The organism is Bacillus sp. C1 (assembly GCF_054570475.1).
In genome coordinates this window covers 37,184-49,565 of record NZ_JBTMZT010000014.1, presented here as the reverse complement: position 1 = coordinate 49,565, position 12,382 = coordinate 37,184, and the positions used below count along the sequence as shown (strand labels likewise).

Genomic DNA, 12,382 nt, shown 5'->3' with positions numbered 1-12,382 from the left:
TAACCTCCCTCCATTTGACATTGTATCACTATCTTACAGAGGTATAGAAATAGTTTTTACCACACCCTTTTCTTATAACTCCTATATAATTATGTTTTAATAAACGTTTGTTTAGTTATTTAAATTCGCTCTAATCGTATCAACAAACTTCTTCACGTTCCCCGCCTGAATATACTTAGCCACTATAACTTCTCTATTATGAATAAAAACTAACCGTGGAAATATTTCTACATCATCTATACAAAAATACGAGTATTCTTCGAATGTTATAGGATAATACGGGAACTTCCCATAAAAAAGAATCCTCTTATTTGTAGCAACAAATATACCTTGTTGGTATGAAAAGACAAAGTTATCCTTCTCAAATACTCCTACCACAAAAGATAAAATTTGTTCATCAGATTCTACATATTTTTTCACATTCAATAATAGTTCATTCATGAATATTCCTCCAAATTCAATTCATTATCGTAACATTTGAAAAGAATCCATGGATTACTACATAACCGGTATAGCTTATTTATAAAGTATGAAACGCGTTTCCGGTCAAATATATTCTCAAAAAAATCCGTTATATGCCATTACACATAACGGATTTCAACTAAACAGTAGAGCGCTCTACCAACTTATAAGGAATTTCTATTTTTTCTTGTTTCCACTCATCATTGTTTATTTGTTTGTAAAATAGTTCAAAAGCGCTTTTACCCATCTCTTTCACATGTTGATCAATTGTTGTGATTTGTAACACTTGGGAAATGGGTTGATTATCGAAACTAATAATCGCTAAATCCTGTGGAACATTTATACCTAATTTTTTAGCTTCTGTCATAATTCCAATAGCAACTTCATCCCCAGCTACTAATAACGCCTCAGGAACATGCTCCATCTCTTTTAACTTATGTGCAACCCTTACACCATCCTCTAATGTAAAACATTCTGTAAAAATCCATTCTTCTACCATTTCTTCACTTATCTTTTGTAACTTTTTCTTGTAAGCATCCAACCTTTTTATACTACTTGCTCCTTGTTTCCTTCCCGTACAATACCCAATTTCTCTATATCCTTTGTCAATTAAATAACTCATTCCTAACTGGAAAGCTCCAAAATGATTTGTATAAACACTTGATACACCTATAGTATCCGTACTCTCGCAAGCAATAATCGATCCGTATGTTGCATATTGTCCAATTACTTCCCATTCATTAGAGCGCGAGCATATAATCATCCCATCTAGCTGCTTACTTTTTAGCATATGTAAACTTTCCATTTCTTCTTTACAATCATAATTCGTTTGACAAAGAAGTACTCGGTAATTATGAGCTAATGCCGCGTCCATAATTCCTCCAACCATTGCGTCAAAATAAGGATGATTAATATAAGGCAAGATTACACCAACAATATTCGTTTTCCCTTTTGATAAATGAACTGCATTTGCATTTTGAGAGTAATTCAATTTCTCAACTATATTTAAAACCGCCTGTCGTTTTGCTTCACTTACATACGGATGATGGTTTAGAACTCTTGAAACAGTTGTAACTGACACACCTGCTAGCTTTGCAATATCCCTAATATTAGTCATACGTTCACCTCTTTCCCACATCTTATAAAAGAAGGAGAAGGTTATCATATGATAACCTTCTCCTTCTTTTATAACGTATTTACATCCTTTTTGCTATCTTGCTCCTGCTTTTCAGGCTGGTAGATAAATACATGTTCCTCATATCGACCTGGTTTATCACCTACACGAGCTCCTCCAGCTATAAATTTAATCGCAAACTCTTTTGCCTCAATCATCGGAAAACTAATGATATATTCCTTCGCCTCACCATCTTGAACCTCTGCATCATCTACTATCGGTAACTTGTCGCGATCTAATGGAGAAATTTGTTTACCATCTTGCAAAATAACCGTATTGTTTGGATACATATTCATCTTCAGCCCAGTTCGATTCTCAACTCTGACTTTTAGCGTAATTCGATCACCAGTTAACTTTTTATAATCAAATTCGCCTTCTAGAATTTGTACAGCATATCCGTCAAAATCAATTCGGTTTCCATTTATAATTGTTCCGCCCTTAGTATCAGGTCTATCTACATATTTCGCTCTCATACTTTCATTGGATTGAGGAGGTTGATTTTGGTTACCTTTCTCCTTTAAACTATCCTTTGCTTTATCTTCAGCAACAGGGGATTTTGAAGAACTTGTACTACCTTTATTTCCATCCGCTGAAAACAATTCATTTAGAGATTTAATTTCTTTTCCATCCAATGTTTTGATTGATTTTATTGACGTACTTTTTATTTTCCATTTTTCCCCTTCTTTATCGAGTGTATGTACGGCTTCTGTTACATTATCTGTATAATGCTCATTTTTCCTTTTACTCTTTGTTTCTTGCTTCACTTCTACAGTTGCATACTTATCAGAATAAGAAAGTACTTTAACCTTTTTTAAACTAGCTTTTAAATCAAATGCTTCAAATATTTGTTTTGTTGTTTTCTTTGAAATTTCATAACTATAAACTTTACTCGAAAGTGTATCTAGATATTTATCTAAGTCTTCTTGGTTAAATGCTTCTGTATTGTCTTCTAACGTTTGCTTCACTTCTTTTTCCACATTACTTTCTTTAGGTTTTGCATTACTTTTTGTTGAGCATCCCATAGTTCCAAGTAATAAGACACCGGCTAATAACGACATTCCCCACTTTACATATATTACTTTTCTCATATTAAATCCCCTTTATTTTATGAAATTCATAGTTACTTTATAATCTAACTTTTTCTTTGATTATTTCATACACAATATCGCTAGACTTGCCCTATTCCCTCTATTTTAAATATTAAGATTCTTTCCCATTTCTCTCTTGTATTAAAGATTCCCCATCCAATGTCTCAGCAGTTAGCAACCCTTGACTTGTAATAATCCACTTATCCTTCTCTTTTTCTAATACATAACGCATCTTTACAACATTATCCGTATATGCTACACTCTTATCCTTATTTTTAGCTGTTGTTTTTGCCTCTATCGTTGCATATTTATCATTAATAGATAAAACCTGTACCCGATCAACTGTAAGTTTGATATTATACTCATCTACTAAAGTCTCGTACTCTTTTTTTATTGCGTCATATGTAAACATATCTTTAGAATATGCTTGCATATAATCATCAACATCTTTACGATTAATTGCTTTTACTTGGTCTGAGATTACCTGTTCTATCTCTTTTTTTGCTTTTGCACTTTCATCTTCTTTCTTTTTTTCCGCACTACAACCGCTTATCCCTAATGCTAAAACCATACAAGCTAATACCCCATATTTTTTCTTATTTAACTCTCCCATGATGTTCCCCCTTTTAATTCCCTTAATATTCCACAAATGTATTTTATCATAAAAATGACTATTAGAATTGGTTCCTCCTTGCAAAATTGTAATTCTTTTGTAATCTAATGTGATAGTAACTCCTCCCTATATTTCCTACAATTAGGTCAGAAAGTAACAAACACTCCTTCGAAAAGGAGCGGATACACATGATGCACAAAATGAAATCAAACAAATTCGTAAATACAATGGTCATGGTGCTATCTACTCTTATCGATGCGAAATCTGTTGCTACGCTCCTATAAATTTGTGTCCCCTTTCCCTTTTATATAGATAGCAATAGAAAAGACGACCGTTCATACCCGGTCGTCTTTCTCTATTTGTCACTTCTTTTTAATGTCTCTGTTAATTCTTCAAATGTTTCATTCAATTGATCCGTCATCATTTTCATCGCTGTTTTTCTGTCTATGGTTTCTCCCACTTCCACTTGAATTGGATCACCGAAAATCAATTGCGCCCTCTTCCCCTTAATTAACTCTTTTACACTTGATGGTCCAACGTAAGCTGCCGGTACTAAAGGAACATTAGAACGCATCGCAATCGTAACAGCTCCTGCTTTTAAGGAAACATCCTCTGTCGATCTCGTTCCGCTTGGAAAAATCCCGACTACTTTCCCTGCTTTTAATAACCGCGATGGAATTTTAAGTGTACTTGGTCCTGGATTTGCACGATCCACCGGGAAAGCATTCACATTCTTAAAAAACCAATTTGTAAACTTACTTTCAAACAATTCTTTTTTCGCCATATAATGAATTTCTGTCGGATACATCCCAGCTGCTAACATTAACACATCCATAAAACTTGTATGTGTACAAGCAACAACATATGGTCCACCTTCAGGCAATTTTTCTTTTCCATATACCTCTACTTTTCCAGCGATTTTAAATATATATTTCAATAAAAATGTAATTGGCTTATACATTTCACTCGTTCCCTTCTACATGTTCAAAATTTGTTCATTTCCTTACACCGATTATAACACTAAGTTTTAGTAGTTGGTAATAAAAATAAGTAATAATTTCAAACACTAATCCTTACAAAAGTGTAATCCTCTTGTAAGCTAATTCGATAGTTATCCCTGTCTATATTCCATATAATTAAGATAGAAACAAGGCAACTTTAAACAAATAAGGAGAGTTTATCAGACCTGCTAGTGGCTCTTCTCTTCTTACAGCTTTCATTTATAGCTACTATGCTCATATAAATTTGTGTCCCCTTTCCCCTTTATATAGATAGTAAGAGAAAGACGACCGTCTATGCCCGGTCGTCTTTCTTATTATGCTTTTCTTTCATGTAATTCTTTTAAAAGCTTTATCATTTCAGCTTGTTGTTTTATCTTCTTACGACCATTTCGATTAATTGCTGCAAGTTCGCAGGCAATTCCAATAGCAAAGAAAAACAATAAACTTTCTAACATATAAAATCCTCCACATATATTGTCCCATTATCTATTAGACAGCCTGGCGCAACTGTTCCTCTTGTAAAATTTTCTTATTCCTATTTTCTTCTTTACGCTGACATACGTTATTTCGAATAAGAGCTGTAATAACAAGTAATGTTCCTACTATATCAAAAATAGTTATTTTATACCCTTGCATCATCATAATGATTAATGTAGTAATTGGCACAAAGTTAATAAATAAAATCCCATTAATAGATGATAAAATTTTCACACCATAGTTCCAAGCGAGCAGCGCTACAATACCTGGTAATGTCATCATAAATAATAAATCATACTTGACGATAGAAAGCGTTTCTACACTTGGCACCGGCACATACCCCATCATTGTCAACATAATTGTTATCATACCGGTTACCCCTGTGCCAAATACACATGTCAATGTTGAATAACGAAGTGTAGACCAGTCACGAAATGATTGACCACCCATCGTATAAATTACCCATCCCACAACGCCAATAAAAATAAATACGAGTGAAAACAGGTTATCTTTCAATGTAAGAAAGAAACTCATATTACCTTTTGTAATAACAAAAATAGCTCCAACAAAAGCAATTACCATGCTTGTAATCATATACTTCTTCGGTTTTATATGTTTATATCCCCATAGGATACCAATCGAGATCATCGGCATAAGCGCCTCCATAATAGACGCTACCATAACACCGGGTTTTCCCATTAACATTTGACCTAAGAAAACAAACACATTATATACAGTAAACGCCATCGTTCCGAAGAAAACGAGTAACTTTCCTTTCCCTTCTAAACGAAATGCCTTCTTACCTTCTTTCATCAATAATAATAAAACTAACAGAAGAGTTACTGCTCCGTAACGAATGAACGAAAAATAAAATGGATCTATATACTCTAGTGCATGATCTGCCACTGGAAACATTGCTCCCCATGACATACTTGCGGTTAAACATGCCAGAGCGCCTATTATCATTTGACCTTTTCTCACCGTAATCCCCCGATTCTATGTAAATCTCGATGCATTGCGCAATGAAAATTTTAAAAGAAAAAACATATCACGTAAAATGATTCAAAATGATGCTAAACATCATTTATAATGATATTTAGCATCAAGGGGGAATGTTCATGGAACTTCGAGACTTACAAATTTTCCAATATGTTGCCAATCACGGAAGTGTCAGCAAAGCAGCAAAAGAATTAAATTATGTGCAATCCAACGTGACAACACGTATTAAACAATTAGAAAACGAGCTCAAAACATCGCTTTTTTATCGGCATAAAAAAGGGATGACATTAAACGCAGAAGGCCGAAAAATGCTAGCTTATGTTAATAAAATTTTGTTGGATGTTGAAGAATTAAAACAAATATTTCTAGATAGTGAGACTCCATCCGGTATTTTAAAAATTGGTACAGTCGAAACAGTAAGTACATTACCTACTATCCTATCTTCTTACTACAAGAAATACCCAAATGTCGATTTATCACTACAAGCCGGTTTAACAGAAGCACTTATTAAAGAGGTAATTGATCACCAATTAGATGGTGCATTTATATCGGGGCCTATTAAGCATCCACTTTTAGAACAATATGATGTATGTACAGAAAGACTCGTTCTCGTAACACAAAATAAAGCGTTTCATATAGAAGAATTTATCACGACGCCACTTCTCGTCTTTAATCAAGGATGTGGATATCGCTCAAAATTAGAACGATGGCTCAAAGATGAAGGCTTGCTCCCAAAAAGAATTATGGAATTTAACATATTAGAGACTATTTTAAACAGCGTTGCACTTGGTCTTGGGATTACACTCGTGCCGCAATCAGCTGTTAGGCATCTTTCTACTACAGGGAAAGTTCACTGTCATCCAATTCCTGAAAAATACGGGAGCATTTCAACTGTCTTTATACGCCGGAAAGATGCCTATATGACAAATTCGATGCGCAGCTTTTTAAAAACGATCGAAGAACATCATCATATAAATATGCTTTAAAAGACATTCTTACACGAATGTCTTTTTTCCTTACAAAACTGTAATTCTCCCGTAAGCTAATTCGATAGTTACCCCTGTCTCTATTTCATATAATGAAGACAGAAATAGGGCAACAAACATTTGAAAAGGAGCGGATACGCATGATGAACAAAATGAAAACAAATACATTCTTACATACAATGGGCATGGTGTTATCCGCCCTAATCGATGCAAAAGCAGTTGCTACAACTTTAAACAAATAAGGAGAGTTACACATGAATCATACAATCACATTTAACAAATTGGACTTTATCGGACTTGCAAGCGGCGCAGCTCTTCTTACAGCTTTCATTTGCCTACTAGCTCAAGGACTGATCCTATAAAATCATTTCCCCTAACCCCTTTATATAGAAAAAGGGCTGCTCGTCCTATGGACAAGCAGCCTTTTTCAATTTGTTTCATATATAATTTGACCTGTTTTACTTATATCATATCCACCAATTGCTCGTAATTCATTTTGAAATTCTGCAGATTGCAATATTTCTTTTACAGCCTCAATAAGTTGTTCATTTTCTTTATTTTTTAAGATTACCAAATCATATTGTTCTTTCATAAGTGGAATAAAATCTACATTCACAATTTGTGCTACCTTTTCTGCCCCGACGCCAACATCTGCTTTACCATTAGCAATTTGCGAGGCAACCCCAAGATGATTAGACTCCTCCCAATCGTATCCTGGAATATTTGCTTTCACTACATTTTGAATTCTCACCTGTTCATCTACTAGTACCCGAATTCCCGATCCTTTTTCACGATTCACAAACCGAATCGATGAATGACTCAAATCAGTCCACTTTCGTATTCCTTTTGGATTTCCCTTTTGAACATAAAATCCAACATTTCTCGCTAATAAGTTCATTACAATATATGGCTGTCCAACTAAAATTCGTTTTACGTATGGAATATTATATTCCCTCGTATCTCCATCAAACAAATGTAAACTGACAATACTTCCTTCTCCTTGAGACATTTTAATTAAGCTCATTAAACTCCCCTGATAAGCCCGAAGAATATTAGAGCTTGGCAAAAATCTTTCAAGATGTTTTGCTAGCATATCCAATGTAAGTTCTTGTCCGCTAATTACATGGGACAATTCTCTATTCTTCCTCTCTAAATTTATAGAAGTATCTTGCACTTTCCCTGTTTTCATTTGCTTAATATATTGTTCTAAATCCGCAGCATCGATACGCATTTGTCTACCAACTCTGTAAGAAGGCAGTTCACCTTTTTTAATCAAATCATAAACTGTTAACTTTGAAACTTTCAATCGGTTTGCTACTTCTTCCGTTGTGTAGGAATAATGATCCATAGACGATTCCTCACTTTCTCATTTCATTGTAACAAAGAAAAAAAGTTTCTCCTATTTTTTCAAAAAGTGATTTATTTCACATTATATTTAATTATAACTATTTATAATTAAATATAATTAGTTATAATTAATATGGTAAAAAGAAAGGGGATTATATGTATGAACAAATTTACATTACAGTACATTGGGGTATTTATGCTTTCTTTCCTTCTTCTATTTAGTACCGCTTGTACAAATGGAGAAAAGAAAGAAAAAACAAATGCAAAAGAAAACAAAACAGTTGAACTTACAATATCCGCAGCTGCAAGTTTACAGGATGCTTTCAAAGAAATCGAAAAGCAATATAAACAAAAAGAACCAAACATCAAACTTTCCTTTAACTTTGGTAGTTCCGGTGCACTTCAGCAGCAAATTGAACAAGGTGCTCCTGCTGATCTATTCTTCTCTGCAGCAGAAGATAAGTTTCAAACACTTGTAAAAAAAGGATTTATTAATGAAAAAGAAGGAAAAAACTTTCTTGGAAATGAACTTGTTTTAGTCGTTCCAAAAGAAAGCTCCATTAAAACTTTTCAAGAGTTAAAAGATGACAAAGTGAAGAAATTAGCAATTGGTACACCAGAATCTGTACCAGCTGGAAAATATGCAAAAGCTACTCTTACACATGAAAATCTATGGGACGACCTTCAAAACAAAATTGTATTTACAAAAGACGTCCGCCAAGTATTAACATATGTAGAAACAGGGAATGTGGAAGCTGGAATTGTATACAAAACGGATGCTCTCATTTCAGATAAAGTAAAAATAACAGCTGCAGCACCGGCCAATTCTCACGAACCAATCCACTATCCAGTAGGGATTATAAAAGAATCTAAGCATAGGAAAGAGGCTACTTCATTCTATGAATATTTACAGTCAAAAGAGGCACAAGACATCTTTAAAAAATATGGATTTACAATTTTACCTTAATTCTTATGGTGTTTGATACACTTTGGCCACCTGTTTTTCTTTCCTTACGAGTAGCTGGGTTCGCTACCATTATTGTTATGATTTTTGGGACAGTTATCGGACGAGTATTAGCTCGCTCTTCATGGCGCTATAAGGTGTTAGTAGAAACCATTTTTCTATTACCAATGGTACTTCCGCCAACTGTTATTGGATTCTTTCTCATTATTATTTTCGGAAATAACAGCCCCATTGGTAAATGGATTGAATCATTATTTCAACAACCTATTATGTTTACATCGTGGGCTGCTGTCATCGCTTCAACAATAGTTTCATTTCCTCTTATGTATCAATCGGCAAAAACGGGATTTTCAATTGCAAACGAACAAATTGAAGATGGCGCTCGTGACCTTGGAGCTAATGAATATCAAGTCTTCTTACATGTCACATTGCCACTTGCATTCCCTGCACTACTTAGTGGAATGATCTTAAGCTTTGTCCGTGCACTTGGTGAATTTGGAGCAACACTTATGTTTGCTGGTAATATTCCAGGAAAAACACAAACGATTCCCACAGCCATTTACATGGCAATTGATGCAAGTAATATGCAGATTGCTTGGACACTCGTTATCATCACGGTTAGTATGTCATTCATTTTCTTACTATGCATTCAATTCATTAATAAGAGAATTACTTCTTTAAAGTAGCTTTCGACAAAAAGCTACTTTTTTATTTCCCGAAAAATAAATTGTTTTGTAGAATGGAACAATTTATTCTCACCTTACAAATTTGTAATTTTACTGTAAGCTAATTCGATAGTTATGATTACTTATATTCCATATAATTAGGACATAAGATAAAGCATATAGGAATTGGATTGTCCCCCCCTCTTCCTGTTAGTTAAAAATCCCTAAGTAACTTTATCCTTCCCCTTTATAAAAGGACCTCAAATTGAGGTCTTTTTTTATTGTGAAAAAATAACAGAATTTTGATATTTATAACAATATACATTCTATTTGAATTTACTTTCTAAAAAGGGCACTTTCCTGTTATTATATGGAGGTGTTTGAAAAAATGAAGAAATGAAAACGCATTTATATTGCAAATTCTTCATTCTGTTTTAGCGATCGGTAATCTTCTACTTTTAGGTGGGAAATTACCGATCGGTAGAACGGACTTTCATTATATCGGTATAACAAAACGAAGGGAGTCTTGTAATGGACATTTTATTAGCGCTTCTTCCTGCAATTGCATGGGGAAACATCTTATTAGTAAGCGTAAAAATGGGCGGTGGTGCATATAGCCAAACGGTAGGTATGACCATTGGTGCTCTATTCTTCGCAACAATTATGTACGTCTTTACTCAACCAGCTTTAACGATGACAATCTTAATTGTTGGTTTTATTTCAGGTTTATTCTGGGCATTAGGACAAGTAAACCAATTAAAAACAGTTGAAAAACTCGGTGTTTCTACAACTGTAACGATTTCTACTGGTATGCAACTTGTTGCAACTTCTATCTTTGGTGTTATCGCTTTTCGTGAATGGACTACTACTACTACGATCATTCTGGGAACGATTGCAATCCTATTAATTGTACTTGGTGTTGTCTTTACTTCACTAGACGATAAAGAAAATGCACAACCACCAGGACAACTAAAAAATGGACTGTTAACACTAATTGTTTCTACTTTTGGTTATCTTGTATATGTTATTATCATTCGTTGGTACAATATTGATGGTTGGTCTGCTATTTTACCACAAGCAGTTGGTATGTTTGTTGGGGCAGTTGTACTGACATCTAAACATAAACCATTTAACAAATATGCAGTTCGTAATGCTTTATCTGGTTTACTATGGGGAACAGGAAACTTATTCTTACTACTTTCATTACCGAAAGTTGGAGTAGCAACAAGCTTCCCATTATCTCAAACTGGTATCGTCATCTCTACATTCGGCGCGATTGTCTTCTTAGGAGAAAAGAAAACAAAACGCCAAATGGTATTTATTGCACTAGGTAGTGTGTTAATTATAGGTGGCGCTGTTTTACTTGGTATGACAAAAGCATAAATTAAAGACCCCCTAAGCATTAGAAATGCTTAGGGGGTTTTCTCTTAACTAATGAAATTTCTTCTTTTGTCATTTGACTTCCATTCTAACTATCCATCTATACATAAAAATAAATTGACTACAACAAGAATTCACATCACATATAAACCTGTCAAAATGTAAATGACAATACTAACAACATTATATAAACCATTTCTTTTTACAAATATCTCTCAAAGATGTTATCGTTTTTTATACACATTCGAAGTAGGAAGGAATAATGGATATGCCAAAGAAAAATAAAATTTTATTTATTGGTGCCGGTCGTATGGCAGAAGCAATCTTCGCTGGACTTCTCAAAACGAGTAAAGAACACATTGAAGAAATTATTGTATCCAACCGAAGTAATATAGAAAAACTGAAGCAACTCAAACAGCAATATGGTGTCTCAATTACAAATGATTGGCAGCAATCCATCCCGGCTGTCGATACAATTGTGTTAGCAATGCCACCATATGCGCATGATCAATTGTTAGCTGAGTTATCACCTCTTCTCACCAATCAGTTTGTTGTAACAGTTGCTGCTGGCATTGGTCCGTCTTATTTAGAAGAAAAGCTTCCTCAAGGTACGCCGGTTGCCTGGATTATGCCAAATACAGCTGCAACAATCGGAAAATCTATTTCTCTATATGCAATGGGGCATTTCGTAAATGAAGAACAGCAAGAAACATTGCAACTACTTTTAAAAGGAATTGGCACAGCACAGCTATGTACCGAAGAAGAAGTGCATCAACTTACCGCTATTACTGGAAGTGCGCCTGCATTCCTTTATCATTTTACTGAAAGCTTAATTGAAACAACAAAAAAATACGGAATCGATGAAAAAACAGCAAAACACCTTGTTATTCAAATGATCGCTGGCTCTGCTGCTATGCTAGAGCAAGAACAAGACCCAACTATGCTTCGTGAACAAGTAACAACACCCGGCGGTTCAACTGCAGAAGGGTTAAAAGTTTTATATGAATATAATTTTTCAAAGATGATGCACCAAGCAATTGAAGCAACAAATAAAAAAGCTAGGGAAAAATCATAACTTACAAAGTTCCATAAAGGTGTGAAAATACTTTGACTCAAGTGCTTTACTGGTGAAGAAGAAATTGTTACAAACCGTATTACTAAAAAGATGCATACCTTTAATTTTTAATCAGGAAATCCACTACATAAATAACTAACGGATTTCCTTT

General features: G+C 34.3%; 14 protein-coding genes and 1 pseudogene. 6 read left to right on the top strand and 9 right to left on the bottom strand.

Translation table 11 applies throughout. The features are described from left to right. Positions 1-111: 111 nt before the first annotated feature. The 7 genes from ACX5JI_RS23220 to ACX5JI_RS23190 form a co-directional block, all read right to left on the bottom strand. Positions 112-441, bottom strand: coding sequence for a PH domain-containing protein (locus ACX5JI_RS23220; protein ID WP_459503367.1), 330 nt, complete (start codon positions 439-441; stop codon positions 112-114). 160 nt (positions 442-601) lie between these two features. Further along, positions 602-1,579 (bottom strand): LacI family DNA-binding transcriptional regulator, encoded by a 978-nt coding sequence (locus ACX5JI_RS23215; protein WP_459503366.1) that lies wholly within the window; start codon positions 1,577-1,579, stop codon positions 602-604. 68 nt (positions 1,580-1,647) lie between these two features. After that, complete coding sequence (locus ACX5JI_RS23210) at positions 1,648-2,724, bottom strand: hypothetical protein (RefSeq protein ID WP_459503365.1); 1,077 nt, start codon at positions 2,722-2,724, stop codon at positions 1,648-1,650. A gap of 112 nt (positions 2,725-2,836) precedes the next feature. After that, positions 2,837-3,337: a YybH family protein gene (locus tag ACX5JI_RS23205; protein ID WP_459503364.1), complete on the bottom strand. Its 501-nt coding sequence runs from the start codon at positions 3,335-3,337 to the stop codon at positions 2,837-2,839. A gap of 355 nt (positions 3,338-3,692) precedes the next feature. Then, complete coding sequence (locus ACX5JI_RS23200) at positions 3,693-4,298, bottom strand: lysophospholipid acyltransferase family protein (RefSeq protein ID WP_459503363.1); 606 nt, start codon at positions 4,296-4,298, stop codon at positions 3,693-3,695. A 354-nt stretch (positions 4,299-4,652) separates the two neighbouring features. Beyond that, complete coding sequence (locus tag ACX5JI_RS23195) at positions 4,653-4,793, bottom strand: YrzO family protein (protein ID WP_459503362.1); 141 nt, start codon at positions 4,791-4,793, stop codon at positions 4,653-4,655. A gap of 34 nt (positions 4,794-4,827) precedes the next feature. Beyond that, positions 4,828-5,796, bottom strand: coding sequence for a DMT family transporter (locus tag ACX5JI_RS23190; RefSeq protein ID WP_459503361.1), 969 nt, complete (start codon positions 5,794-5,796; stop codon positions 4,828-4,830). Between the two features lie 137 nt (positions 5,797-5,933). Between ACX5JI_RS23190 and ACX5JI_RS23185 the strand changes: the two genes are divergently transcribed. Then, complete coding sequence (locus tag ACX5JI_RS23185; RefSeq protein ID WP_459503360.1) at positions 5,934-6,800, top strand: LysR family transcriptional regulator; 867 nt, start codon at positions 5,934-5,936, stop codon at positions 6,798-6,800. Between the two features lie 254 nt (positions 6,801-7,054). Then, a complete protein-coding gene (locus tag ACX5JI_RS23180; protein WP_459503359.1) occupies positions 7,055-7,162 on the top strand; it encodes a DUF3948 family protein in 108 nt (35 codons plus the stop codon). A 65-nt stretch (positions 7,163-7,227) separates the two neighbouring features. Here the strand turns inward: ACX5JI_RS23180 and ACX5JI_RS23175 are convergent, their stop codons facing one another. Beyond that, positions 7,228-8,148 (bottom strand): helix-turn-helix transcriptional regulator, encoded by a 921-nt coding sequence (locus ACX5JI_RS23175; protein ID WP_459503358.1) that lies wholly within the window; start codon positions 8,146-8,148, stop codon positions 7,228-7,230. Positions 8,149-8,307: 159 nt separating this feature from the next. Between ACX5JI_RS23175 and modA the strand changes: the two genes are divergently transcribed. The 3 genes from modA (at position 8,308) to ACX5JI_RS23160 (ending at position 11,159) form a co-directional block, all read left to right on the top strand. Next, positions 8,308-9,114: a molybdate ABC transporter substrate-binding protein gene (modA, locus tag ACX5JI_RS23170; RefSeq protein ID WP_459503357.1), complete on the top strand. Its 807-nt coding sequence runs from the start codon at positions 8,308-8,310 to the stop codon at positions 9,112-9,114. Positions 9,115-9,119: 5 nt separating this feature from the next. After that, positions 9,120-9,797 (top strand): molybdate ABC transporter permease subunit, encoded by a 678-nt coding sequence (gene modB, locus ACX5JI_RS23165; RefSeq protein ID WP_459503356.1) that lies wholly within the window; start codon positions 9,120-9,122, stop codon positions 9,795-9,797. 510 nt (positions 9,798-10,307) lie between these two features. Further along, a complete protein-coding gene (locus ACX5JI_RS23160; protein ID WP_459503355.1) occupies positions 10,308-11,159 on the top strand; it encodes a GRP family sugar transporter in 852 nt (283 codons plus the stop codon). 89 nt (positions 11,160-11,248) lie between these two features. On the opposite strand, the pseudogene ACX5JI_RS23155 reads toward ACX5JI_RS23160, so the two are convergent. Then, positions 11,249-11,347 (bottom strand): annotated as a pseudogene (locus ACX5JI_RS23155) (nicotinamide riboside transporter PnuC); the annotation flags it as partial. A gap of 77 nt (positions 11,348-11,424) precedes the next feature. Between ACX5JI_RS23155 and proC the strand changes: the two are divergent. Continuing rightward, positions 11,425-12,231: a pyrroline-5-carboxylate reductase gene (gene proC / locus ACX5JI_RS23150; RefSeq protein ID WP_459503413.1), complete on the top strand. Its 807-nt coding sequence runs from the start codon at positions 11,425-11,427 to the stop codon at positions 12,229-12,231. Positions 12,232-12,382 lie beyond the last annotated feature (151 nt).